This window comes from Aliiroseovarius sp. Z3 (assembly GCF_029105185.1).
Classification (GTDB): Bacteria; Pseudomonadota; Alphaproteobacteria; order Rhodobacterales; family Rhodobacteraceae; genus Aliiroseovarius.
In genome coordinates, this window is the sequence record NZ_JAFMZK010000004.1 from 341,709 (window position 1) to 365,814 (window position 24,106).

At 60.0% G+C, this 24,106-nt stretch carries 23 protein-coding genes; 20 read left to right on the plus strand and 3 right to left on the minus strand.

What is annotated here, in order from left to right; genetic code table 11:
- Positions 1-44 precede the first annotated feature (44 nt).
- Entirely contained in the window at positions 45-1,475 is a 1,431-nt protein-coding gene (locus tag J3R80_RS09825; RefSeq protein WP_275393652.1) for a Glu/Leu/Phe/Val dehydrogenase, read from the minus strand.
- Positions 1,476-1,803: 328 nt separating this feature from the next.
- Between J3R80_RS09825 and J3R80_RS09830 the strand changes: the two genes are divergently transcribed.
- The 3 genes from J3R80_RS09830 (at position 1,804) to J3R80_RS09840 (ending at position 4,917) form a co-directional block, all read left to right on the plus strand.
- Positions 1,804-3,633 carry a TadE/TadG family type IV pilus assembly protein gene (locus J3R80_RS09830; protein WP_275393592.1) on the plus strand — a complete coding sequence of 610 codons (1,830 nt, stop codon included), beginning with the start codon at positions 1,804-1,806 and terminating at the stop codon, positions 3,631-3,633.
- A 94-nt stretch (positions 3,634-3,727) separates the two neighbouring features.
- Positions 3,728-4,258, plus strand: a complete 531-nt coding sequence (locus J3R80_RS09835; RefSeq protein ID WP_275393593.1) for a TadE family protein — start codon at positions 3,728-3,730, stop codon at positions 4,256-4,258.
- A gap of 8 nt (positions 4,259-4,266) precedes the next feature.
- Complete coding sequence (locus J3R80_RS09840) at positions 4,267-4,917, plus strand: hypothetical protein (RefSeq protein ID WP_275393594.1); 651 nt, start codon at positions 4,267-4,269, stop codon at positions 4,915-4,917.
- Here J3R80_RS09840 and J3R80_RS09845 read toward each other — a convergent pair.
- Positions 4,907-6,100: a hypothetical protein gene (locus J3R80_RS09845; protein WP_275393595.1), complete on the minus strand. Its 1,194-nt coding sequence runs from the start codon at positions 6,098-6,100 to the stop codon at positions 4,907-4,909. The genes J3R80_RS09840 and J3R80_RS09845 overlap by 11 nt on opposite strands.
- 178 nt (positions 6,101-6,278) lie before the next feature.
- Here J3R80_RS09845 and J3R80_RS09850 point away from each other — a divergent pair, with 178 nt between their 5' ends.
- Complete coding sequence (locus tag J3R80_RS09850; RefSeq protein ID WP_275393596.1) at positions 6,279-7,190, plus strand: pirin family protein; 912 nt, start codon at positions 6,279-6,281, stop codon at positions 7,188-7,190.
- A 2-nt stretch (positions 7,191-7,192) separates the two neighbouring features.
- Here J3R80_RS09850 and kynU read toward each other — a convergent pair whose 3' ends face one another.
- The gene (kynU, locus tag J3R80_RS09855) at positions 7,193-8,407 is read right to left on the minus strand and encodes a kynureninase (RefSeq protein ID WP_275393597.1); all 1,215 of its coding nucleotides are present in this window, start codon (positions 8,405-8,407) and stop codon (positions 7,193-7,195) included.
- A 143-nt stretch (positions 8,408-8,550) separates the two neighbouring features.
- Here kynU and J3R80_RS09860 point away from each other — a divergent pair, with 143 nt between their 5' ends.
- The 16 genes from J3R80_RS09860 (at position 8,551) to ftsA (ending at position 24,068) form a co-directional block, all read left to right on the plus strand.
- A complete protein-coding gene (locus J3R80_RS09860; protein WP_275393598.1) occupies positions 8,551-9,009 on the plus strand; it encodes a methyltransferase in 459 nt (152 codons plus the stop codon).
- Between the two features lie 179 nt (positions 9,010-9,188).
- Complete coding sequence (locus J3R80_RS09865) at positions 9,189-10,760, plus strand: Re/Si-specific NAD(P)(+) transhydrogenase subunit alpha (RefSeq protein ID WP_275393599.1); 1,572 nt, start codon at positions 9,189-9,191, stop codon at positions 10,758-10,760.
- A 13-nt stretch (positions 10,761-10,773) separates the two neighbouring features.
- The gene (locus J3R80_RS09870; RefSeq protein WP_275393600.1) at positions 10,774-12,207 is read left to right on the plus strand and encodes an NAD(P)(+) transhydrogenase (Re/Si-specific) subunit beta; all 1,434 of its coding nucleotides are present in this window, start codon (positions 10,774-10,776) and stop codon (positions 12,205-12,207) included.
- Between the two features lie 101 nt (positions 12,208-12,308).
- On the plus strand, positions 12,309-12,872 hold the full coding sequence (locus tag J3R80_RS09875; RefSeq protein WP_275393601.1) for a cobalamin biosynthesis protein CobQ: 564 nt from the start codon (positions 12,309-12,311) through the stop codon (positions 12,870-12,872).
- 37 nt (positions 12,873-12,909) lie between these two features.
- The gene (locus tag J3R80_RS09880; RefSeq protein ID WP_275393602.1) at positions 12,910-13,836 is read left to right on the plus strand and encodes a DMT family transporter; all 927 of its coding nucleotides are present in this window, start codon (positions 12,910-12,912) and stop codon (positions 13,834-13,836) included.
- A gap of 178 nt (positions 13,837-14,014) precedes the next feature.
- Positions 14,015-15,184, plus strand: coding sequence for a putative lipid II flippase FtsW (ftsW, locus tag J3R80_RS09885; protein WP_275393604.1), 1,170 nt, complete (start codon positions 14,015-14,017; stop codon positions 15,182-15,184).
- Complete coding sequence (gene murG, locus J3R80_RS09890) at positions 15,181-16,287, plus strand: undecaprenyldiphospho-muramoylpentapeptide beta-N-acetylglucosaminyltransferase (RefSeq protein ID WP_275393605.1); 1,107 nt, start codon at positions 15,181-15,183, stop codon at positions 16,285-16,287. The genes ftsW and murG overlap by 4 nt, the downstream gene beginning before the upstream one ends.
- A gap of 50 nt (positions 16,288-16,337) precedes the next feature.
- Positions 16,338-17,735: a UDP-N-acetylmuramate--L-alanine ligase gene (gene murC / locus J3R80_RS09895; RefSeq protein ID WP_275393606.1), complete on the plus strand. Its 1,398-nt coding sequence runs from the start codon at positions 16,338-16,340 to the stop codon at positions 17,733-17,735.
- Complete coding sequence (locus J3R80_RS09900) at positions 17,702-18,046, plus strand: hypothetical protein (RefSeq protein ID WP_275393607.1); 345 nt, start codon at positions 17,702-17,704, stop codon at positions 18,044-18,046. Before murC ends, J3R80_RS09900 begins: the two co-directional genes overlap by 34 nt.
- Positions 18,039-19,232, plus strand: coding sequence for an APC family permease (locus tag J3R80_RS09905; protein WP_275393608.1), 1,194 nt, complete (start codon positions 18,039-18,041; stop codon positions 19,230-19,232). Before J3R80_RS09900 ends, J3R80_RS09905 begins: the two co-directional genes overlap by 8 nt.
- Positions 19,229-19,468 (plus strand): DUF2484 family protein, encoded by a 240-nt coding sequence (locus J3R80_RS09910; protein ID WP_275393609.1) that lies wholly within the window; start codon positions 19,229-19,231, stop codon positions 19,466-19,468. The genes J3R80_RS09905 and J3R80_RS09910 overlap by 4 nt, the downstream gene beginning before the upstream one ends.
- Complete coding sequence (locus tag J3R80_RS09915; protein ID WP_275393610.1) at positions 19,465-19,710, plus strand: DUF2484 family protein; 246 nt, start codon at positions 19,465-19,467, stop codon at positions 19,708-19,710. Before J3R80_RS09910 ends, J3R80_RS09915 begins: the two co-directional genes overlap by 4 nt.
- Position 19,711: 1 nt before the next feature.
- Positions 19,712-20,644 carry a UDP-N-acetylmuramate dehydrogenase gene (murB, locus tag J3R80_RS09920; RefSeq protein WP_275393611.1) on the plus strand — a complete coding sequence of 311 codons (933 nt, stop codon included), beginning with the start codon at positions 19,712-19,714 and terminating at the stop codon, positions 20,642-20,644.
- Positions 20,645-20,872: 228 nt separating this feature from the next.
- Entirely contained in the window at positions 20,873-21,787 is a 915-nt protein-coding gene (locus tag J3R80_RS09925) for a D-alanine--D-alanine ligase (RefSeq protein ID WP_275393612.1), read from the plus strand.
- Positions 21,775-22,737 carry a cell division protein FtsQ/DivIB gene (locus J3R80_RS09930; RefSeq protein WP_275393613.1) on the plus strand — a complete coding sequence of 321 codons (963 nt, stop codon included), beginning with the start codon at positions 21,775-21,777 and terminating at the stop codon, positions 22,735-22,737. The genes J3R80_RS09925 and J3R80_RS09930 overlap by 13 nt, the downstream gene beginning before the upstream one ends.
- Entirely contained in the window at positions 22,734-24,068 is a 1,335-nt protein-coding gene (ftsA, locus tag J3R80_RS09935; protein WP_275393614.1) for a cell division protein FtsA, read from the plus strand. Before J3R80_RS09930 ends, ftsA begins: the two co-directional genes overlap by 4 nt.
- The last annotated feature ends 38 nt before the right edge of the window (positions 24,069-24,106 follow it).

Sequence of the window (24,106 nt, forward strand, 5' to 3'; positions counted from 1 at the left end):
GGATGCGCCGCCTTCTTCAAGTGGGCCGAGAAGGCGACGCTGGATTACAGCCCCTTGGCGCGGTAGCTGGCCGCCACGCGCTTGATCGCCACGATATAGGCCGCCATACGCAAATCATCGACGTCGTCGCGGGAATGCCAAACCTCGCGCATGTCCTGATAGGCGGTGCGCATCGTGTCATCCAGACCCGAGCGGACCAGCTCCAACTCATCCGCGCCGCGCAGGTATTTTTCCTTGAACTGCGGCGTCATCGACCATGCATCACCAAGATAGCGGTCCAGACGCTCCAATTCGTCCACCACCAGTTGGTGGCGGGCTTCTTCCTGGCGACGTTGCATCCGGCCAAAGCGGATATGGCTCAGGTTCTTGACCCATTCGAAGTAACTGACGGTCACACCGCCCGCGTTGGCGTAAAGGTCAGGGATGATCACCGTGCCCTTTTTGCGCAGGATTTCATCCGCGCCCGAGGTCAGAGGCCCGTTGGCGGCCTCGATGATCAAAGGTGCCTGAATGCGGTCCGCGTTGGACAGATTGATAACGCCTTCAAGGGCGGCAGGGATCAGGATATCGCATTCGGATTCAAGGACTTTGGCACCATCTTCAAGATACTTGGCGTCGCCAAATCCTTTGGTGCCGCCATGTTGAACGATCCATTGATGAACCGCTTCGACATCCAGACCATCGTCATTGATCAACGCACCATCGCGTTCGATGATTCCGACGATTTTTGCCCCATCCTCTTCCGACAGGAACTTGGCGGCGTGATATCCCACATTCCCAAGCCCTTGCACGACGATACGTTTGCCCTCCAGCTTGCCGGACAGGCCAGCGATCTTGACGTCTTCGGGATGGCGGAAGAATTCGCGCAGGGCATATTGCACACCGCGCCCGGTGGCTTCGACCCGGCCTGCAATGCCGCCCGCGTGGGTGGGTTTGCCGGTGACACAGGCCCGCGCGTTGATATCGGTTGTGTTCATGCGCGCGTATTGGTCGGCAATCCACGCCATTTCGCGCTCGCCAGTGCCCATATCGGGGGCAGGGACGTTTTGCGAGGGGTTGATCAGGTCGCGTTTCGCCAGTTCATAGGCGAAACGGCGGGTGATCAGCTCCAGCTCGTGCTCTTCATAATCGCGGGGTTCGATGCACAGACCACCCTTCGAGCCTCCAAATGGGGTTTCCACCAGCGCGCATTTGAACGTCATCAGTGCGGCCAGCGCCTCGACCTCGTCCTGGTTCACCGCCGAAGCATAGCGGATGCCGCCCTTGACCGGCTCCATGTGCTCGGAATGAACGGATCTGTACCCGGTGAAGGTGCGGATTTCACCCCTGAGCCGCACACCAAACCTTACCGTGTAGGTCGAGTTGCAGACGCGGATTTTCTCTTTCAAACCTGTGGGAATATCCATCAGCGCTACCGCGCGGTCGAACATCAGGTTCACGGAATCGCGGAAACTCGGCTCTTTGATATTAGCCATATCAGCCATTTTTTTACACCTCTGCGGACTTTTCTGCGCTGCCGCAGAATCAACCCTCTGCGACGTTTCTCTGAACAGGTTAGGCTTAATTGGAGGCAAAGCCACCCCCGCATTCCAATAGTTATTGGTGCGCAAGCCGGGTCAGAGAACGCTCATCGCCGCTTCTGTCGCGCCAATGCGAACAATTTCGTGTCTTTCCACGGACAAATTAACATTTGCTAAAAAAATGCCTTAGTTTCGCCACAGCCATTGATAAGCTACCAAAAAGGTTAAACCGTGTTCAGGTTTACGAGTTGTACCGTGCGGGGGCATGGGAAGGGAGTTCAAAATGGCGCGTCGTAGTGACCGTTTGAGGATTTTGAGATCAAAGCTGACCGCACAGATGCGCCGGGGGCGTGTCGGCAAGTTTGCGGATGACGAGGATGGCGCGATGTTCATCCTGGCGATGTTTTTGTTCGTCACACTGCTGATCGTCTCAGGCCTGTCCGTCGACCTGATGCGGTACGAACTTCAGCGCACCCGCTTGCAGGCGACAATGGACCGCGCGCTTCTGGCTGCGGCGCATCCTGATCAGGAAAACGACCGGAAAGAGGTCGTGCTTGATTACTTCGCGCGCTCCGGGCTGGGTAACTACATTAAGAAAGAAGACGTGAAAGTCACAGTTGCGTCCGATGGCACGATGGTGACAGCCACTGCGAACATGCGGGTCGGCATGCCGTTTCTGGGTGCGGTGGGTGTTGACTTCATGAACGCCCCTGCCAGTGGCGGGGCGGCCAAGATCAACCAGCTGACCGAGATTTCGCTTGTGGTGGACGTCTCGGGGTCGATGGATGATCCGGCCACGACGGGCAACACGAAGATCTATGAGCTGCGCAAGGCTGCGACCGAGTTTTCCAACCTTCTGCTGTGCAATCCAAACGACGGCAGCACGTCGACCAATTGCACGATTGACAACTTCAAGACGTCAATCTCTCTCGTACCATACTCGACGCAGGTGAATGTGGGGCAGACGCTGTTGACCAAGTTCAACCGTTTGGATGCGCAGACGGATGCCTATTGCGCAACCTTTCTGGATGCACAGTTCAATCAGGCGGGGGTCAAATCGGATGCCGATGCAGTTTTCGATCCGACCAGGATCATTCGGCAGGCAGCGAAATTCTATCGCTATGGTGGAAGTTACAAGAACACCAACTCTGATGCTTACCTATCCTGCCATACAGATAGTTGGCGCGAGATCGTGACGTTTGAGCATTCGCCCACGGTCATGAAAACCAAAATCCAGGCCCTGCAAGCCGAAGGTGACACGGCCATCGACATTGGGGTGAAATGGGGCGCGGCCCTTCTGCATCACGAAGCAGAGCCAGCCATCACCAGCCTGATTGGGGATGGCGTTGTGAACAGAAATTTCGCAGGGCGTCCATACAATCCTGCGACGACTTCATCTTCGAAATTCCTTGTGTTGATGACAGATGGCCAGAATACCAATCACCACCATCTTTATGACGGGTATCGCACGGGACCGTCGCCGTTCTGGCTGACCATGGCGCCATATAAGGACAGCCGGGGCCGGGATAGAGCGCGCGAGATTATGTCGGTCTACAAGTCCAGTACGGACCAGTACCAATGGTTCTACTACCGTGGATCAAGCTATACACCACGGACTGAGTGGCACGACCATGCTTTCGGAGATGATCCCAATGATTGTTTCGGGTACCCTTACGATGATGTCTGCGCAACCGAAACGGGAACCAGCTGGTGGGAAGAGCCACGTGTCGCTGAACCAACAAATCTGTCTTGGCAGAACTTCTGGAAGAGGGAGTATGTCTGGGGCTATGTCAACCGGTTTAGCTGGCTTGGTACACCCGGGCGAAAGCTTTCGAACAGCGACAACTCTGACGGTGACGTGGCCAATATTGGCGATATTGATGAACGTCTGCGCGATCAATGTACTGCCGCTAAGAATGCCGGCATGACAATCTATACGATCGAGATGGAGACAAGCACCTCGACGGACACGAGCTCGCTGGAATCCTGTGCCTCTGTGAAGGGTGGAAAACGCCTGCACTACAAGGTGACCAAGGGTGACAGCAGCGTGAACCTGTCACAGGTGTTCTCAAAGATTGCCGCCGACATCAACAAATTGCGGTTGATCAACTGACAACACTGGGCCGCACGCATGCTGTTGGCCCAGTGTAATCGCGTGATTTCTTTTGTGCCCGTATCGAGGCAAAACGTAGAACGGAATGTAACGAATGAAACAGGTATTGCAGGCATATTGGCAGCGGTTGCGCGCGTCCGATGGCAGCTCGACCGTCGAATTCGTAATCTGGTTCCCATTGTTCATGACGCTCTTCCTGACATCGTTCGAGCTGAGCTTTTACGGGATGCGTTCGATGATGCTGGAACGCGCGTTGGATTTGAACGTGCGCGAGTTGCGGCTTGGCGTCAGCCGTCCTGCCAATCTGGCGGATTTCAAGAAAGCGATTTGCGAAGACACGATTCTGTTCCGAAATTGCGAAGATGAAATCTCGGTTGATCTGCGACTGGTCGATCAAGGCAGTTGGAACCTGCCCACCGGGGCGATCCCCTGTGTGGACCGCGCCCAGAACATCAAACCCCTGACATCCTATGCGCCGGGTGGTGGTGGCGATCTTATGTTGGTGCGTGCCTGTCTTGTGCGCGATCCGTTTTTTGGAACGACCCCGTATGTAATGGGCTTGCCACGCGACCCGTCCGGCGGCGTGTCGATTGTCGCGGTGTCAACCTTTGTGAACGAGCCATAGGGGTGAGCATGATGAACGCGATCCTAAGCCAGATAAGCTCAGCCTTGAAAAGGCGCCTCGGTCAATTCGCCCGGACCGAGCGGGGAACCGTGACTGTCGAAAGTGTCATCATTCTTCCGCTTCTTCTGTTTGGTCTTCAGGCAGTGCATACCTATTTCGACGCCTACCGTCACCAAAGCCTGGCCTTGAAAGCGAACTATGCCGTCTCGGACTACCTGTCGCGGATCGACAAATACGATCGCACCACACTGGAAGGGCTGGACGAGCTTTTTGAGTATATGTCGCGCACTGGGGAAGAAAGCTGGGTACGTGTCACCGTTGTGAAATGCAAACTCACTGCTGCGGAATGCAACGATGCGATCCCGCGTAAGCTGACTTTGGAACCGGGCGATTCACAGGTCAGCAATGGCAGCGGTATCAATCCCCATACCCAACCGACCATGCGGCAGTTTCTGGGACCGCATATTCCGAAGATGTATACTGGCGAAGACCTGATCGTGGTGGAAACCGTCGCGAAATATGAACCGCCATTTGCTGGTTTCTGGACCGGAATTTATCCGCGCAACACCGAGCATGTCGTCGTCACCAGCCCGCGCGAGTATCAGACATTGTGTTTCGACACCCAAGCAGACCCATGCCCGGTGCCCGTCACACCGTAAACCTATGCTGCCCAGCATTTGGTCGGGGCAATCTGATCCATATCGGCATGTGATCTGACAGATCGTGGGCAAAGCGGTCGTAATCGGGTGTGCCGTCGGGCAACAGGCCGGGGCCTGCGTCCATGAACAGTTGCGTGAAATCAAACATGCCGTATTCAAACTGGTTTGGGCCAAGCGTTCCCGCCAGATCGTTGTGCCGCCCGCGGGGCAGGCGCGTGTCGTCGGCCAGCCAGGCGATATGGTCATAGGTCTGGGTGCGGCGCGCGTTGGTGTTGAAGTTGCCGTCGAGAAACGGAAAGTTCACCTTGGCATCAAGCCGTCGTTTCGCATTGATACCAGTGACATAGTTTTCGATCCCGATCCTTCGGTTTTCATTGGAACTGTCGAAGTCCAGATTGAGGTCTCCCATAATCAGGATGATCTTCCCGCGTTCGCTGACCGTCTTGCGGCTGTCATGTAGCAACCACTCCAACAAGGCGAAAAACTCCTGCTCGCGCTCGTTCTTCTTGCCGGACACGAGGTGGGCGTTGACGGCATACACCTCGTATCGACCATCTGGCCCGTCGATCAGGAACTCGACCAGATAGGGGCTGCGGATGAACTGCACGAATTTCGAGAACTGCGATCCCATGAGCCGCGTCGTGTTTTGCACCCATGTCATCAACTGCTCAAGATAGCCGGGATCATCCTGCCCCGGCACGCTTGTGTCGAAGGATTCTTTCAGCGCTTCGTTCATGTTTGCTGCGATTGCCGTGCGGTCATAGGACAGATCCGATGCCAGATGCCCTAGCCGCACGCGGTCAGGGCGATACAGAAACGCAAACCGTTCGGACATGCCTTTGTATCCGGGGCTACGGCCTGTTACGTCGCTGTAAATAACGTTGTGAGAGCCACCTAAAGCAGCGACCAATGCCTCGAGTGCGCCGGTCTTTTCCTGCTGTTCCTGTATCGACAACAGATCGGCCTGCGCGGCGATCCGTTCAATCATCCGTGTTGCACCCGGGCTTTTCTTCGGACCATCCCGATCCGCCACGGCACCGAACTTGCGAATGTTCCATGACATCAGGATCACTGACCCGTCGCGCCGTTCGGGCAGGCCATAGGCTTGTGGGTCTTGCGCAAGCGCCGCGGCCAGATGGGTTTCGATCTGGTGCCATTCGGCGTCGGTGAAATGCTGGGCCATAGGTGCCTCAATCCATAAAAGAATGCTGCAAGTATAACAGGAATCTGCTGCGCGCGCTTGCCCCTATGCGAATTGTGCGAATTTGCCGAATTGCTGTTAAGTTGTGCACAATTGTAGAGTGCGCAGCCCGCGCCTAGGTTGAGGTCAGCATCACAAGACCTTCTGAAAGGGGGATCACATGTCTATTCGTCCCGTTTTGTCGGCCACGCAGTCGAAACCCACGCTGGAAGGCGCAGGGGTTCATCTGCATCGCGCGTTTGGCTTTCACGAGCCGGAAGCCTATGACCCGTTCCTTCTGTTCGACGATTTTCGCAACGATGATCCGCGCCTGTCCGAAAAGGGCTTTCCGTGGCATCCGCACCGGGGGATCGAGACGATCACCTATGTGCTGGCGGGCGAGGTCGAGCATGAAGACAGTCTTGGCAACGCCGGTCGTCTTGGCGCGGGGGACATCCAATGGATGACCGCCGGGTCGGGGATCATGCATCAGGAAATGCCACACGCGAACACCAAGGGGCAGATGCACGGATTCCAGCTTTGGGCCAACTTGCCGCGTGATCTGAAAATGACCGCGCCGAACTATCAGGATGTGCCATCGGTCGAAATCCCGGTGATTGAAGAAGACGACGGCACCAAGGTCCGTGTTGTTGTCGGTGATTTCTGGGGCAAGTCCGGTCCGGTCGACGGGATCGCAGCAGATCCGCTGTATCTGGATATCAGCGTTCCGGCGGGTGTGACCAAGACCTTCCCTGTGGACACACGCCGCCAGGCATTTGCCTATGTGTTCGAAGGCGCAGGCGCGTTCACCGATGCCGCTGCACCCCAAGGTGTGCTGTTGGAAAAAGAGGTGATGGGGCAGGAGGTGAACATTCGCGACCTGTCCGGCAACCGCACCGTTGTGCGCTTTGGCGCGGGCGATGATGTGCGTGTGCAGGCCGGGCCCGAGGGCGTGCGCTTTTTGCTGGTCGCAGGCGCGCCGATCCGCGAGCCGGTGGCGTGGCACGGTCCGATCGTGATGAACACCAAGGACGAACTGCGTCAGGCGATGGCCGATCTGCGCAACGGGACGTTTATCCGCCCCGCGCATTGAAGTCAGGTCACGGCGGACCGGGTGTGGTATTCAGGTCGATCCCACAGCCGGTTCGCCATGATGTCGGTCAGGGTCTCGACGGCCCTGTCGACATCACCTTCGTCAATGTAAAGCGGTGTGAAGCCGAAACGCATGATGTCTGGCGCGCGGAAGTCGCCGATCACACCGCGCGCGATCAAGGCTTGCATGGCGGCATATCCGTGTTCGAAGCGAAAGCTGACCTGAGAACCGCGCATCGCCGCGTCGCGGGGGCTGGCAAGGGTCAGGTCTGGGGCCAGATGTGAACAGGTGGCCTCGACCCCCATGATAAACTGCTCGCACAGTTTTACAGATTGGGCGCGCAGGGCGTCCATGTCCACCTGATCCCAGATGTCCAGCGCGGCCTCCAGCGCGGCCATTTGCAGAACCGGGGGCGTGCCGACACGCATCCGGTCGATGCCGGTGCCGGGGCGATAGTCCGGGTCGAAGGCAAAGGGGGCGTCGTGTCCCAGCCACCCAGACAGCGCAGGCTGGACCTGATCGGCCAGACGTGGTGCGACATAGATAAAGGCGGGTGCGCCGGGGCCGCCATTCAGGTATTTATAGGTGCATCCGACCGCGAGATCCGCATTTGTGCCGGTGACATCCACGGCAAAAGCCCCCGCTGAATGGGCCAGATCCCAGATCACCAGCGCGCCCACATCATGCGCCGCCCGGATCAGCGCGGCCATGTCGTGACGGCGCCCGGTACGGTAATCAACTTCGGTCAGCATCAGGACGGCAAGGTCATCTCCGATGGATGTGATGCTTGCGGCAACATCTTCGGGGGCAGGGGTCTCGATCCGGTGGCCTTGGCCCAGCGAGCGCACCAACCCCTCGGCCATGTAAAGGTCCGTGGGAAAATTGCCGTTGTCCGACAGGATCACCCGGCGGTCAGGCCGCATCTCCAGTGCCGAGGCCAACGCTTGATAGACCTTGATCGACAGGGTGTCGCCGACGACGGTGGAACCGGTGGCTGCGCCGATCAACTTCCCGATCCGATCCCCCAGGATGCGCGGCTGGTCCATCCAACCCGCCTTGTTCCATCCCGTGATCAGCATGTCGCCCCACTCATCCCGCAGGCAGGACGCCATCCGGTCCTGCGCCGCAATGGGCAGGGGACCAAGCGAATTACCGTCCAGATACGTCACGCCCTCTGGAAGAGCAAAAAGCTGTTTTGTGGCGCTGAAATCTGTCATGTGGTCCCCGGACTTTGGTTTAGCGGCAGAGTATGGATTTCGCCGCTGACGACAAGGGCGATATCTGCGCAATCGGCGTTGCACATCGCCCCTGATCCATTAAAAACGGTCGCAACGTAAAGCGATCTGAAAGCGGCACCCCGATGAAGCACCTGACCCGCTGGCTCGATATGCCGCCCGTCTGGCTGGTGGCCATGATCGCCTTGGCTTACGGGTTGGACCGCGTCGCGCCGGATCTTGGTGCTGGGCTGATTGCCACACGCTGGCTGGGCAATCTGCTGGTTGTGCTTGGATTTGGGCTGCTGGGGGTTGCGATGTGGGAATTCATGCGCGCCCGCACGACAGTGATCCCCGGAGAGCAGCCGACAGTTCTGTTGAAGCGCGGCATATACCGCTGGACCCGCAATCCTATCTATCTGGGCGATGCAATGATCCTGACCGGTCTTATACTTAGGTGGGATGTATTGCCGGCGCTGCTGCTGGTGCCGGTGTTCATCACCATCATCACCAAGCGGTTCATTTTGTGGGAAGAAGCGGCGCTGTCCGCCAAGTTCGGACCCGCATTCGACGACTGGGCAGGGCAGGTGCGTCGCTGGTTATAACGGCCCTGCTGCAAAGCAGCATTGCTCTGCGATGTGGAAGCGCGTATTGAAACAATATTGTCGCAATACGCTCCGTAACGATAGCATCTTGCGCCTGAGCCGCGTATAGGATGCGCAGGAAACCGCCGGGGCCGAGGGAACCCCCCTCGTTCGGCACACGACGGGAGAAGGAAGAGACTGTGAAGATCGGTGTACCCAAGGAAGTTTTTGAGGGCGAGAACCGGGTCGCAATGACCCCGGAAAGCGCCAAGATGCTGCAAAAGCTGGGCTATGACTGCGTGATCGAGACCAAGGCAGGTAATGCCGCGGGCTTCTCGGATGCGGTTTACAAAGAGGCAGGCGTCGAGGTCGTCAAGACCGCCGCGGCCCTTTGGAAAGCGGCAGACATCATCGCGAAAGTGCGCCCGCCCAATGATGCGGAACTGAAACGGTTGTCATCTGACAAAACGCTGATCAGCTTCTTCAACCCGGGCGGCAATGAAGCCGGGATGGAAAAGGCCAAGGCGTCCGGCGCGAATGTCATCGCCATGGAAATGGTGCCGCGTATTTCACGGGCACAGAAGATGGATGCGCTGTCTTCGATGGCCAATATCGCGGGCTACCGCGCGGTGATCGAAGCGGGGAACAACTTTGGCCGGTTCTTCACGGGTCAGGTGACGGCGGCTGGTAAAGTGCCGCCTGCCAAGGTTCTGGTTGTGGGGGCCGGTGTTGCCGGTCTGGCCGCGATCGGCACCTCGACGTCGTTGGGTGCGATCACCTATGCGTTCGACGTGCGCCCGGAAGTGGCCGAGCAGGTTGAATCCATGGGGGCCGAATTCGTCTATCTGGATTTCGAGGAAGACCAGCAGGATGGCGCGGCCACTGGCGGCTATGCTTCGGTCTCCAGCCCCGAGTTCCGCGAGGCACAACTGGCGAAGTTCCGCGAGCTTGCACCGGAAATGGACATCGTGATCACCACCGCGCTGATCCCCAACCGCGAAGCGCCCGAGCTGTGGACCGAGGACATGGTGAAAGCCATGAAACCCGGATCGGTGATCGTGGACCTTGCGGCGGAAAAGGGCGGAAACTGCAAGCTGACTGTGCCGGATGAGAAGATCGTGACCGACAATGGCGTGACCATCATCGGCTATACCGATTTCCCGTCGCGCATGGCCGCGCAGGCGTCCAGCCTTTATGCCAACAACATCCGTCACATGATGTCGGATCTGACGCCCGAAAAGGACGGCAAGATCAATCACGACATGGAAGACGACGTGATCCGTGGCGCGACTGTGACTCATCAGGGCGAAATCACCTTCCCACCCCCACCGCCCAAGGTGCAGGCCATCGCCGCCAAGCCAAAGGCTGCAGTGAAGGAACTGACGCCCGAAGAGAAGAAGGCGCAGGAGCTTGCCGCCTTCAAGGCGCAGACCAAGCAGCAGTTCACCCTGTTGGGTGTGGGCGGCGCGCTGATGCTTCTGGCAGGGCTCTATGCACCGGCCAGCTTCATGCAGCACTTCATCGTGTTCGTGCTGGCGGTGTTCGTGGGCTTCCAAGTGATCTGGAATGTCTCGCATTCGCTACACACGCCGCTGATGGCTGTGACCAACGCCATTTCGTCGATCATTATTCTGGGCGCGTTGATGCAGATCGGGTCAGGCTCGTTCCTGGTCATTCTGCTGGCGGCCTTATCGATCTTCATGGCCGGGATCAACATCTTCGGCGGCTTCCTCGTGACACGGCGCATGCTCGCCATGTTCCAGAAATCTTAAGGGGGTAGGGATCATGGAATTTGGTTTCACCACGGCCGCTTATGTTGTTGCGGCAGTTCTTTTCATCCTCTCCCTTGGCGGTCTGTCGGGACAGGAAAGCGCGAAACGTGCCGTGTGGTACGGCATTGTCGGCATGGCGCTGGCCGTCGCCGCCACGCTGGTCGGCCCCGGTTCGGGCTTGTGGCTTCTGTCGATCCTTCTGATCGCAGGTGGCGGGATCATCGGCACTTATGTGGCGCAGAAGGTCCAGATGACCGAAATGCCGCAGCTTGTCGCTGCCATGCACTCGCTGGTTGGTCTGGCTGCGGTGTTCGTCGGCTACAACGCCCATATCGAGCTGGGCAACGTGCTGGCAATGAGTGAAGAGGCCCGCCACGGGCTTGAGGGCTTCGCCGCCCTTCTGGCGCATAAAACCCCGGTCGAACAGAACATCCTGCGGGTCGAGCTGTTTTTGGGCGTCTTCATCGGTGCCGTGACCTTCACCGGCTCGGTCATTGCCTATGGCAAGCTGGCGGGCAAGGTGACATCGGCGGCGGAAAAGCTGCCCGGTGGGCATATGCTCAATGCCAGTGCTGCGATCCTGTCGCTGATCTGCCTGATCTGGTACTTCAACACCGGTGGCTTCCTGCCGCTGTTCATCATGACGCTGGCCGCCTTCTTCATCGGCTACCACCTGATCATGGGCATTGGCGGCGCGGATATGCCCGTCGTTGTATCGATGCTGAACAGCTACTCGGGCTGGGCGGCTGCTGCCATCGGCTTCTCGCTGGGCAACGATCTTCTGATCGTGGTCGGCGCGCTCGTGGGTTCGTCGGGTGCGATCCTGTCCTATATCATGTGCAAGGCGATGAACCGGTCGTTCATCAGCGTGATCCTGGGCGGCTTCGGCGGCTCGGCTGGTCCCGCGATGGAGATCGAGGGCGAACAGATCGCCATTGATGCCGATGGTGTGGCGGCGGCGCTTGAAGACGCCGACAGCGTGGTCATCATCCCCGGTTACGGTATGGCTGTGGCACAGGCCCAGCAAAACGTGGCCGAGCTGACCCGCCGTCTGCGCGCCAAGGGCAAGAACGTGCGTTTCGCGATCCACCCGGTTGCTGGCCGTCTGCCCGGTCACATGAACGTGCTGCTGGCCGAGGCCAAAGTGCCCTATGACATCGTGCTGGAAATGGACGAGATCAATGACGATTTCCCCGATACGGATGTCGCCATCGTCATCGGCTCGAACGACATCGTGAACCCGGCCGCTCAGGAAGACCCCAACAGCCCCATCGCCGGTATGCCGGTGCTGGAATGCTGGAAGGCCAAACAGGTCTTCGTGTCGAAACGGGGTCAGGGCACCGGCTATTCCGGCATCGAAAACCCGCTGTTCTTCAAGGAAAACACGCGGATGTTCTATGGCGACGCGAAACAGTCGTTGGATACATTGCTGACGATGATCAATTAAGCGACGTCTCAAATCAACGTGAAACGCCCCCGTTTTGGGGGCGTTTTGCTTTTGAAGCGAGCCTGTCTCTGTCATGCTGGTCATAGCGAACAGGGATTGGCATGAACACACCCGCGCATCTGATGTTCGGCGCAGCGGCCTTTGGCCGTGATCGTCCGACGACTTTGGCCGCCCTGTTCGGTGCGCTTCTGCCTGACCTGTCGCTTTATCTGATGGCATCATGGGCGTTGTTCGTGAAGCACATCCCCGAAAGGGTGGTTTTTGGCGAGCTATATTTCTCGGACAATTGGCAACGCGTATTCGCGATCGACAATTCCGTGATCCTGTGGGGCACGGCGCTGGGGTTGGGCGTCGCTGTAAAGGCGCGGGTGTTGATCGCGTTCGCCGGTGCCGGATTGCTTCATATTTTCGCTGACTTCCTGCTGCACCATGATGATGGGCGCCAGCATTTCTGGCCCGTCAGCACATGGGTCTTTGAAAGCCCCGTCAGCTATTGGGACAGTCGCCACCACGCGGGCTGGATTGGTCCTGTCATCTCGATCCTGTCTTTGCTGTTCACGTTGGTGCTGTGGCGTCGCTTGCCACATTGGGGGTGGCGCCTGACCTTCGGCCTGCTTCTGGCGGCAGAACTTTACACGCTGCGCGGATGGTTTTTGCACTTCTGAGCTTTCACTTTTCACCTTCAGTCGATAGCACGGAGACATGAACCCTTCACGCGGTATTGCCCTCAAGCTCGGCTCGGTGGCGTTCTTCATCTCGCTTCAGACGATGGTGAAGGCGGTGTCAGGCCATATCCCGGCGGGCGAGGCGGTGTTTTTTCGATCCCTTTTCGCGCTGCCCGTGATCCTTGCCTGGCTGGCCTATGAAGGTCGGCTGCATTCGGCCCTGCGCACCAAGAATCCATGGGGGCATATCAGCCGGGGAACGGTCGGGGTGCTGGCCATGGGGCTGAGCTTCACCGCACTTGGTTATCTGCCACAAACCGAGGTCACGGCGATCTTCTATGCCGCGCCCATTATCACCGTGGTGCTTGCTGCGATTGTTCTGGGCGAACAGGTGCGCATGGTTCGGATCGGTGCCGTTCTGGCCGGGTTGGTCGGTGTCATGGTGATCCTGTGGCCGCGGTTGGAAGGGTTTGGCAGCAGCGGCGAAGATGAGGCGCTAAGGGCGTTCGGTGCGGTTCTGGCGCTGGTGGCGGCGTGCTGCGTGGCGGTGGCGAAGATCCTCGTGCGCAAGCTGGTGGGGATCGACCCACCATCAACCGTGGTGATCTATGCCTCGCTCACAGCGGTGTTTCTGTCCCTGCTGACCGTGCCCTTCGGCTGGGTCTGGCCGACAGGGTGGGAGTTCGCCTTGCTTCTGGGTGCAGGGTTGGCCGGGGGTGTGGGTCAATTGATGCTGACCACGGCCTATACCCATGCCGATGCCTCGACCATTGCGCCGTTTGACTATTCGTCGATGATCTTCGCCTTGGCCTTCGGATACATTTTCTTCGGAGAGCTGCCGACCTTGCAGATGCTGGCGGGGGCGGGGATCGTGGTCTGCGCCGGGTTGGTGATCATTTGGCGTGAAGGGCGGTTGGGCAAGGACCGGTCGAAGTCGCGTGCTGTCAGCCCGTCGGGCGGGTGATGGCCCATCGGGGTCGCCCTCGGTGCAATTTCTCTGGAAAACCAATGAAAACCTAGCTATCCTGTGCGCAATGACCCGCATCAGACGGGCGAATGAGGATCGGCGGCGGATATAACCCGAAAACGGGGCCTGCTGTCGGTGAAAACGAGCGGTACAGACAAGTGGCAGGCATTTTCTCATGACAGAGATGGTATATGGCGCGGTTCCCGCGCGTGATGGCGACCCCATTCTTCCCCGGTGGTGGCGGACGATCGACAAGTGGTCGGTGTCCTGCATCCTGATCCTGTTCGGCATCGGTATTTTGTTGGGGCTGGCCGCGTCGCCGCCTTTGGCGGAACGCAACGGGCTGTCCCAGTTCCACTATGTCGAACGTCAGTTGGTGTTCGGTCTGGTGGCGCTGGTCACCCTGTTTGCCACAACGATGATGAGCCCGCAGATGGTGCGCCGCCTTGGGGTGCTGGGGTTTCTGGTTGCCTTGGTGGCCGTCATGTTGCTGCCGGTGCTGGGCACTGATTTCGGCAAAGGGGCGGTGCGCTGGTATTCACTGGGCTTTGCCTCGATCCAGCCGTCAGAGTTTCTGAAGCCCGGTTTCGTCGTGGTCGCCGCGTGGCTGATGGCCGCAAGTCAAGAGATCAACGGCCCGCCGGGACGCTCGATGTCGCTGGGCCTGGTCCTGGTGATCGTGGGCTTTCTGGCGTTGCAACCCGATTTCGGACAGGCCGCGCTTGTGCTGTTTGGCTGGGGCGTGATGTATTTTCTGGCCGGGGCGCCGATCATCCTTCTGGCCGCCGCTGCTGGCGTGGTCGTTTTGGGCGGCATGTTTGCCTATAACAATTCCGAACACTTTGCCCGCCGTATTGACGGGTTCCTGAACCCCGACGTCGATCCAACCACCCAGCTTGGCTATGCCACCAATGCCATCCGCGAGGGTGGGTTCTTCGGCGTCGGCGTCGGAGAAGGTCAGGTGAAGTGGTCGCTTCCCGACGCGCATACCGATTTCATCATTGCTGTCGCCGCCGAAGAATACGGCCTGATACTGGTTCTGGTCATCATCGCGCTTTACGCCACCATCGTGGTGCGCAGTTTCCTGCGCCTGATCCGCGAACGGGACACGTTTACGCGACTGGCGGGCTCTGGTCTGGCCGCGATATTCGGCATTCAGGCGCTGATCAACATGGGTGTGGCGGTGCGCCTTCTGCCCGCCAAGGGCATGACATTGCCATTCGTAAGCTATGGCGGATCGTCCCTGATCGCAGGGGGGATTGCACTTGGCATGCTTTTGGCCTTTACCCGCACCCGCCCGCAGGGTCGCATGCAGGACGTATTCGCAAACAGGCAAGGACGATGACCCAGAAACAGCCCCTTCTTGTCATCGCCGCCGGAGGCACCGGCGGGCATATGTTCCCCGCACAAGCCCTGGCGGAAGCAATGTTGCGCAAAGGGTGGCGGGTGAAACTGTCAACCGATGCGCGCGGTGCGCGATACACCGGTGGTTTTCCCCATGTGGTCGAGATCGAAGAGGTGTCATCGGCCACCTTCGCGCGGGGTGGGATCTTTGCCAAGGCCATGGTGCCGCTGCGTATCGGTGCGGGCATCATCGGCGCGATCCTGAAGATGCGTCGCGACAAGCCCAAAGCCGTTGTCGGGTTCGGAGGCTATCCGACCATTCCCGCGCTTGCGGCGGCCAGGGTGTTGAACGTGCCGCGCATGATCCACGAACAGAACGGTGTTCTTGGGCGGGTCAACAAGATTTTCGCCACCCGTGTGAATGCGGTCGCTTGCGGCACATGGCCGACCGCGCTGCCTGACGGGGCAAATCCGGTTTACACAGGCAACCCAGTGCGGGCCGAGGTGCTGGCCCGAGATACGTCGGGCTATATCGCGCCCGGCGATTACCCGATGTCCATCCTTGTGATCGGCGGCTCACAAGGCGCGCGCGCGTTGTCGGACACAGTGCCGCCCGCGATCGCAGCGTTGCCGACAGAACTGTTGCAACATATCTCGGTCAGCCATCAGGCGCGCGACGAGGATATGGAGCGGGTCAGTGCGTTTTATGCTGAGCACGGCATCCGTGCCGATGTGCAGCCGTTCTTCAACGACATCCCGCGCCGCATGTCCGAAGCCCAACTGGTGATCAGCCGGGCCGGGGCATCATCTGTGGCGGATATCTCGGTCATCGGTCGCCCGTCGATCCTTGTGCCCTATCCATATGCGACGGATGATCATCAGACCGCAAATGCGCGTGGGTTGGTCGAAGCGGGCGCGGCGATCCTGATACCTGAAAGCCGTCTGGATGTGGACACGCTGTCTGAACAGATCAGAACGGTTCTGGACAATCCCGAAGGGGCGATGCAAATGTCGCGCGCCGCACAGGGCCACGCCCGGCCAGACGCCACGGATGCCTTGGTGGAGTTGGTCGAGCATTTGTCCAGCGTGGCCCCGAACATCTGATCCAATGGTGAATTGGGCCAAGGCATATCGCATGAGTGAAAGGTAACCAGATGAACGCAGCAGCGACCAAACTTCCCACCGAAATGGGGATGATCCATTTTGTGGGAATTGGCGGGATTGGGATGTCCGGGATCGCCGAGGTTCTGCTGAACCATGGCTATCGTGTGCAGGGGTCGGACCTGAAGGCCTCGAAAATCACGGATCGTCTGGCTGATCTGGGCGCTGAAATATTCGTCGGGCAACGCGCCGAGAACCTTGAAAACGCTGAGGTCGTGGTGATTTCGTCCGCGATCAAGCCGGGCAACCCGGAACTGGACGTCGCACGTGCACGGGGTCTTCCCGTGGTGCGTCGGGCCGAGATGTTGGCCGAACTCATGCGCCTGAAATCCAACATCGCGGTGGCGGGCACTCATGGCAAGACGACGACCACGACGATGGTGGCCGAGCTTCTGGTCAAGGGCGGCATCGACCCGACCGTGATCAATGGCGGGATCATCCACGCCTATGGATCGAACGCGCGGATGGGGCAGGGTGAATGGATGGTGGTCGAGGCCGATGAAAGCGACGGCACCTTCAACCGCTTGCCCGCGACCATCGCCATCGTGACCAATATCGACCCCGAGCATATGGAGCATTGGGGCGACTTCGACACGTTGCGTCAGGGCTTCCTTGATTTCGTGTCCAACATTCCCTTCTACGGGCTGGCGGTCTGTTGCACCGACCACCCGGAAGTGCAGGCGTTGGTCGGCAAGATCACCGACCGCCGTGTCGTGACCTATGGGTTCAACGCGCAAGCAGATGTGCGGGCGGTCAATCTGACCTATAAGGGTGGGGTCGCGCATTTCGACATTGCCCTGAACAACGAAGGCACGCGGATCGACGGTTGCACCCTGCCGATGCCGGGGGATCACAATGTCTCGAACGCGTTGTCGGCGGTGGCCGTGGCGCGTCATCTGGGGATGAAGCGCGATGAAATCCGGGCGGCCCTTGAGAGTTTCGGTGGGGTGAACCGGCGCTTCACCCGCGTGGGCGAGGTGAACGGCGTCACCATCATCGACGATTACGGCCACCACCCGGTCGAGATTGCAGCCGTTCTGAAAGCCGCCCGCCAAGCGACCGAGGGCCGCGTTATCGCTGTGCACCAACCGCACCGTTACTCGCGCCTTCACGATCTGTTCGAGGATTTTTGCGCTTGTTTCAACGAAGCTGACGTGGTCGGTATTGCCGATGTCTATGCTGCGGGCGAAGATCCGATCGAAGGTGCCAGCCGCGACGATCTGGTGGCGGGGCTTGTGCGGCACGGCCACCGGCACGCGGTCGCGATCCCCGATGAAGATGCGCTGACCGCCTTGGTTCGGGACCACACCGAGCCCGGCGACATGGTGGTCTGCCTTGGCGCGGGCACCATCAGCACATGGGCGAACAACCTGCCGAACCGGTTGGGCTAGGGGCGATGCGTCCGGTCCTTCATGACATTCTGTTTTGGGGACTGACGGCCGCGCCCTGGCTGAACATTGTTCTGGTCGGACGATTGGCGTGGGGCGGACGTCGTGCTCTGGCGACCGCATTGGCTGTGTTGGTCGGGGCAGGTTGCTGGGTGCTCTATGCGCTTCTTGCCCCGCTGCTTGTCGATATGTGGGCCGGAGATGGTGTGGCGGCTGAGGCACGGCGCGATCTGACCCTTTGGGCCATTGGCGTTGCCCTGTTCGTGGTTTTTTGTGCTTCGGTGCCGATATGGAAGGGAAAGCCTGATGGCTGACCAGTTGAAACGAAACCTCGGTCTTGGCCTTCTGACCATGTATGGCGTCGGCGTTATGGTCGGCGCGGGCATTTATGTGCTGGTGGGCGCCGTCGCCGCCGAGGCGGGCATCTGGGCATCGTTGGCTTTCGTGTTGGCCGGGGTGATCGCAGCCCCGTCCGCCTTGTCATACGCAGAACTCAGCTCGCGGATCCCCGAAGCCTCGGGCGAGGCGGCATATGTCGAGAAGGGATTGAACAGCCACCTGTTGGCGGTGCTGATCGGTCTGGCGATTGTGCTGGCTGGCACCGTGTCCGCCGCGGCGGTTTTGCGGGGCGGGGTCGGATACCTGCTGTCGCTGATCGACATTCCCGCGACCTGGGCGATCATCGGGATTGGGGTGGCCCTGACCCTTGTCGCGGTGGCGGGTGTTTTGGAAAGCCTTGCCCTTGTCGCCGTCTTCACCATCATCGAGGTGGCGGGGCTGGCCACTGTGATCTGGGCCGGGTTCACCGCCCCACCGGTGGCCGAGTTCACCGACCTGCCACCGGTTTACTGGCCCGGTGTGGCGGGTGCGGCGGCGCTGGCCTTCTTCGCCTTCATCGGGTTCGAAGACATGGTAAACATGGCGGAAGAAGCGCGCGACCCGACCCGCACCGTGCCACGCGCCATCCTGATCGCGCTGGTCGTCACCACGGCCCTTTATGCCTTGGTTTCACTGGCGGCGATCCGGGCGGTGCCTGTGGACGAACTGGCCGAGTCAGACCGCCCCCTTGTGCTGGTCTGGGAGGCCGCGTTCCTGATGTCCCCGGCCATGCTGGGTGCCATTGCGGTAATTGCCGCGCTAAACGGCGTATTGGCGCAAATCATCATGGCCGCACGGGTTCTGTTTGGCTTGGGGCGGCGTGAAAAGCTGCTGTCGATCTTCTGTCATGCCCACCCGCGGTTCGGAACGCCCGTTCTGGCAACGGTGCTTCTTGGCCTGGGTGTGGTCGCCGCGGCCCTGGCGCTGCCCGTGTCTGATCTGGCCGAGGTTACATCGACCGTCCTTCTGGTCGTCTTTGCAGTCGTGAATATTGCCCTGATTTCCCTGAAACGCAAAGATCCCGAGGCGCCGTTTCGCACGGGAAACTGGGTGCCATGGATAGGCTTGATCGCGGCGCTGGTGGCGCTTGCGGCGTCATTTCTGACGGGCGCAATGCGATGAGCGCGCCCCTGATCGCCGCAGCCCTTTGGGTGATTGCCGCCAGCGTCGTGGCGTCTCTGCCAATGAGGTTGCAGTTTGTGCCGGGTCTGGTGCTTCTGGTGGCCGCGCCGCTGCTGATCGTCTGGATCGGGGCGGTGCATGGCTGGCTGTGGGCCGTGCTTGGGGTGGGGGCGTTCATCTCGATGTTTCGTCGTCCGCTGTGGTATCTGGCCCGCAAGGCGATGGGGCGGGTATGACGCTGTCGCTGACCCTTGCCTGTTTGTGGGCCGTCATCGCGCAAGTGATCGCGCTTTTCCCGTCGCGTCACCACCATTGGCCCGCCGCTTACGTCTTGATTGCCGTGGGCATTCCGCTATTGGGGTATGTGGTTTACCAGAACGGGCCGCTGGTGGCCGGGCTGGTTCTGATCGCGGCGATGTCCATTCTGCGTTGGCCGGTGATCTATCTGGTCCGCTGGCTGCGCAAGACACGAGGTTGATGTGACCCATCCTGACAAGATCGAAATCCGCGGCACGCTGGTGTCGGACAAGGACCTGTCCGCGCTGACATGGATGCGTGTCGGTGGCCCGGCGGACTGGTTCTTCATGCCCGCCGACGAAGACGATTTGGCCCAGTTTCTGACCGCACTTGATCCCGACATTCCGGTTTTCCCGATGGGGGTCGGGTCGAACCTGATCGTGCGCGACGGTGGCATTCGTGGCGTGGTGATCCGACTGGGGCGCGGCTTCAACGGGATTGAAATCGACGGCAACCGCGTGACGGCGGGCGTGGCCGCATTGGATGCCCATGTCGCGCGTAAAGCGGCCGAGGCAGGTGTTGATCTGACCTTCCTGCGCACCATTCCCGGTGCCATCGGCGGCGCGGTGCGGATGAATGCGGGTTGCTATGGATCATACGTGGCGGACGTGTTTGTCGAGGCGCAGGCGATCTCGCGGTCGGGTGAGCGGGTGACACTGACGGCCGATGAGCTGAAGTTTCAATACCGCCAGACCGATCTGCCTGAAGGCTGGGTGATCACCAGCGCGACGTTTGAAGGCCCAACAGGCGACCCAGCCGAGCTTGTCACCCGGATGGACGCGCAACTGGCCAAACGGGATCAGACCCAACCCACCAAGGACCGCACCGCCGGATCAACCTTCCGAAATCCGGCAGGCTATAGCTCGACCGGTCGCGCCGATGACAGTCACGAGCTGAAAGCGTGGAAGGTGATCGAGGATGCCGGGATGCGCGGTGCCACGCTGGGCGGGGCGCAAATGAACCCGATGCACGCGAATTTTCTGACCAACACAGGCGATGCCAGTGCCGCCGACCTTGAAGGATTGGGCGAAGAGGTCAGAAAAAAGGTTTACGAACACAGTGGCATAGAGCTAGTATGGGAAATCATGCGTGTGGGTGAATTGGCAGATAAATAAGCCAACGGACGCACGCAGATACCGGGGTCGGGCAGGCCCTTCAGATCCGGTCGAAAAGAACCGGTGATAAGGGGCAAACGCCCTTGCAAACAAGGGGCATCAAGCCCTGAGCAAAGGGGCGGTACAGCCTCCGATAAGATAAGCACCGCGCGCAAAGTGCGGATCGGCGCCGGAAACGGCTGGGCAGTTGGTCGCGGTTTCGCGATCAGGGACAAGGCAAAAGCAGGCATGTCGGGCAAGACAGTCTCGAAAGTTGTGGTTCTTCTGGGCGGTCCTTCGGCCGAGCGGGAGGTTTCGCTGAGCTCCGGGCGCGAATGCGTCGCGGCGCTGAAAGGCGAGGGCTATGACGTGGTCGCAATTGATGCCGGCCCGGACCTGTCCGAACGGTTGCGCGCCGAGGCCCCCGACGTTGTGTTCAACGCGCTGCATGGCCGCTGGGGCGAAGACGGCTGTGTGCAGGGTCTGCTCGAGTGGCTGCAAATCCCCTATACGCATTCCGGTGTGCTCGCCTCGTCTCTGGCAATGGACAAAGAGCGCACGAAGGATGTCTTCCGTGCGGCCGGGTTGCCGGTGGTCGATAGCGTGCTGGCACCTGCTGATGAGGTGCGCGCACGTCACGTGATGGACCCGCCCTATGTGGTGAAACCGTATAACGAGGGCAGCTCGGTCGGGATTTACATCGTGCAGGACGGCGCGAACACGCCGCCGCAACTGGCCCCGACCATGCCCAAGACGGTGATGGTGGAAACCTATGCACCGGGCCGTGAGATGACCACCACGGTCATGGGGGATCGGGCGCTTGGCGTGACCGATATCCTGACCGATGGCTGGTATGATTACGACGCGAAATACGCCGAGGGCGGATCGCGCCACGTCCTTCCCGCCGACATCCCCGCCGAGATCGAAGCGGCCTGTCTGGACTATGCCCTGCGCGCCCACGAAGTGCTGGGATGTCGCGGCGTCAGCCGCACCGATTTCCGTTGGGACGAAGCGCGGGGGCTGGACGGTCTGATCCTTCTGGAAACCAACACGCAGCCGGGCATGACGCCGACATCTTTGGCACCGGAACAGGCAGCGCATCACGGGATCACGTTTGGGCAGTTCTGCGCATGGATGGTGGAGGACGCCTCATGCGATCGTTGATGCGAAAATCCCGCCCGTCGCGACAATACCATTCTGTCGCCGCCCCACGCGCAACCCGCACCATGGGTGGTGGGCAAGCGCGCACGTCTGCCAATCGTGATCCGGCCCCATCGCGTCTGGCTTATAAAGTCCATCGCTTGTGGCTGACCCCGACCTTCCGGGCGTTGCTGCGTGTCGGGCTTCCGATCGGGGCCGTTCTTCTGACGGTCGGCTGGTATTTCTCGATCCCCGAAAACCGGGCGGCGATCGCTGAAAAATTCACCCAGATACAACGGTCGGTGCAGGAACGTCCCGAATTCATGGTCAAGCTGATGGCGGTTGAAGGCGCGACACCTGTTGTCAGCGACGCCGTGCGGCAAATGCTGCCGGTCGACTTCCCGATTTCCAGCTTTGATCTGGATCTGGAGGCCATGCGCCAGGAAATCACCACGCTGGACGTGGTTGAAAAGGCCGACCTGCGGGTGCGGCCGGGCGGGGTGCTTGAGGTTGCCATCACCGAACGCCAACCGGTGATCATCTGGCGCCATGAAGGTATTCTGGACTTGCTGGATCGCACCGGTCACCGGGTGGCAAGCCTGATGGCGCGCAATGGCCGGTCAGACCTGCCGCTGATTGCCGGGGCCGGGGCGGATGATGCCGTGAAAGAGGCGCTGGACCTGATCGAAACCGCACGCCCCTTTGGCCCCAAAATGCGTGGCCTCGTGCGTGTGGGTGAGCGTCGCTGGGATGTGGTGCTGGCCACCAAGCAGCGCATCCTTTTGCCCGAAACTGATCCCGTGGCGGCGCTGGAGCAGGTGATCGCGTTGGATCAGGCGCAAGAGGTGATGGCGCGCGATCTGACCGTAGTTGACATGAGAAACCCCCTGAGACCGACGCTTCGACTGGGTGAACCCGCCGTCGAAGAGTTGCGTCGCATTCGTGCGATAGAGTTTGGAGTAGACGACCAATGACCGATATTTACAGCCAGCAACGCGCCATGCGTTCCATGCGCGAAGCCGCCATGCAGCGGGGCGTGATTGCCATTCTGGATATCGGCAGCTCGAAAATTGCCTGCCTGATCCTGCGCTTTGACGGGCCGGATCAGTTTCGCGAAAGCGATGGGGTGGGCAGTCTGGCCGGGCAAAGCGCGTTTCGCGTGATCGGTGCGGCGACCACGCGGTCGCGGGGCGTGCGCTTCGGCGAGATCGACGCGATGCAGGAAACTGAACGCGCCATTCGCACCGCCATTCAAGCGGCGCAGAAAATGGCGAATATCCGTGTCGACCACGTGATCGCCTGTTTCTCGGGCGCCAATCCGCGCAGCTATGGTCTGGATGGGGTGGTCGAACTGAACAACGCGGCCGTGACGGAAGATGACGTGGCACGGGTGCTGGCCGCTTGTGATATGCCCGACATCGGGGAAGGGCGCGAGGTGTTGCATGCCCAGCCGGTCAATTTCGCGCTCGACCACCGGTCGGGTCTGAACGACCCGCGCGGGCAGATCGGCAATCGGCTGGCCGTGGATATGCATGTTCTGACCGTTGACAGCGCGGTCATTCAGAACCTGCTTTACTGCATCAAGCGCTGCGATCTTGAGCTGGCCGGGCTTGCCAGTTCGGCCTACGTGTCCGGTATTTCGGCTTTGGTGGAGGATGAACAAGAGCTGGGCGCGGCCTGTATTGATTTAGGTGGTGGATCAACTGGCCTGTCCATCTTCATGAAAAAGCACATGATTTATTCCGACAGCGTGCGGCTGGGCGGGGATCATGTGACCTCGGACATCTCGAAGGGGTTGCAGGTGCCGCTGTCCACAGCCGAGCGGATCAAGACCTTCTATGGAGGTGTCGTGGCCACGGGCATGGATGATCGCGAGATGATCGAGATCGGCGGCGACACCGGCGATTGGGAACATGACCGGCGCACGGTCAGCCGTGCCGAACTGATCGGCATCATGCGCCCGCGGGTCGAGGAAATTCTTGAAGAAGTCCGGGCCTGTCTGGACGCCTCGGGATTTGAGCATCTGCGCAGCCAGCAAATCGTGCTGACGGGGGGCGGCAGCCAGATCCCCGGGCTGGACGGGCTTGCCCCGAAAATTCTGGGCCAACAGGTGCGGATTGGCCGGCCTTTGCGGGTGCAAGGTTTGCCGCAAGCCGCGACGGGGGCGGGGTTCGCCTCGGCCGTCGGTCTGTGCCTGTTCGCCGCGCATCCGCAGGATGAATGGTGGGATTTCGACATTCCGGCCGAAAGCTATCCCGCCCGCAGCCTTCGGCGCGCGTTCAGATGGTTCAAAGACAATTGGTGAATCGGCCCACCGGACACCAACATGCGGTGTCCTCGGCG

Coding starts and splice junctions, on each gene's coding strand:
- J3R80_RS09860 (WP_275393598.1), top strand. CDS start 8,551: ATGAAGCACCTGACCCGCTGGCTCGATATGCCGCCCGTCTGGCTGGTG.
- J3R80_RS09875 (WP_275393601.1), top strand. CDS start 12,309: ATGAACACACCCGCGCATCTGATGTTCGGCGCAGCGGCCTTTGGCCGT.
- J3R80_RS09880 (WP_275393602.1), top strand. CDS start 12,910: ATGAACCCTTCACGCGGTATTGCCCTCAAGCTCGGCTCGGTGGCGTTC.
- J3R80_RS09850 (WP_275393596.1), top strand. CDS start 6,279: ATGTCTATTCGTCCCGTTTTGTCGGCCACGCAGTCGAAACCCACGCTG.
- kynU (WP_275393597.1), bottom strand. CDS start 8,407: ATGACAGATTTCAGCGCCACAAAACAGCTTTTTGCTCTTCCAGAGGGC.
- murC (WP_275393606.1), top strand. CDS start 16,338: ATGAACGCAGCAGCGACCAAACTTCCCACCGAAATGGGGATGATCCAT.
- J3R80_RS09930 (WP_275393613.1), top strand. CDS start 21,775: ATGCGATCGTTGATGCGAAAATCCCGCCCGTCGCGACAATACCATTCT.
- J3R80_RS09845 (WP_275393595.1), bottom strand. CDS start 6,100: ATGGCCCAGCATTTCACCGACGCCGAATGGCACCAGATCGAAACCCAT.
- J3R80_RS09900 (WP_275393607.1), top strand. CDS start 17,702: ATGGGCGAACAACCTGCCGAACCGGTTGGGCTAGGGGCGATGCGTCCG.
- J3R80_RS09915 (WP_275393610.1), top strand. CDS start 19,465: ATGACGCTGTCGCTGACCCTTGCCTGTTTGTGGGCCGTCATCGCGCAA.
- J3R80_RS09870 (WP_275393600.1), top strand. CDS start 10,774: ATGGAATTTGGTTTCACCACGGCCGCTTATGTTGTTGCGGCAGTTCTT.
- J3R80_RS09925 (WP_275393612.1), top strand. CDS start 20,873: ATGTCGGGCAAGACAGTCTCGAAAGTTGTGGTTCTTCTGGGCGGTCCT.
- ftsW (WP_275393604.1), top strand. CDS start 14,015: ATGACAGAGATGGTATATGGCGCGGTTCCCGCGCGTGATGGCGACCCC.
- murG (WP_275393605.1), top strand. CDS start 15,181: ATGACCCAGAAACAGCCCCTTCTTGTCATCGCCGCCGGAGGCACCGGC.
- J3R80_RS09910 (WP_275393609.1), top strand. CDS start 19,229: ATGAGCGCGCCCCTGATCGCCGCAGCCCTTTGGGTGATTGCCGCCAGC.
- J3R80_RS09840 (WP_275393594.1), top strand. CDS start 4,267: ATGATGAACGCGATCCTAAGCCAGATAAGCTCAGCCTTGAAAAGGCGC.
- J3R80_RS09825 (WP_275393652.1), bottom strand. CDS start 1,475: ATGGCTAATATCAAAGAGCCGAGTTTCCGCGATTCCGTGAACCTGATG.
- J3R80_RS09835 (WP_275393593.1), top strand. CDS start 3,728: ATGAAACAGGTATTGCAGGCATATTGGCAGCGGTTGCGCGCGTCCGAT.
- ftsA (WP_275393614.1), top strand. CDS start 22,734: ATGACCGATATTTACAGCCAGCAACGCGCCATGCGTTCCATGCGCGAA.
- J3R80_RS09905 (WP_275393608.1), top strand. CDS start 18,039: ATGGCTGACCAGTTGAAACGAAACCTCGGTCTTGGCCTTCTGACCATG.
- J3R80_RS09830 (WP_275393592.1), top strand. CDS start 1,804: ATGGCGCGTCGTAGTGACCGTTTGAGGATTTTGAGATCAAAGCTGACC.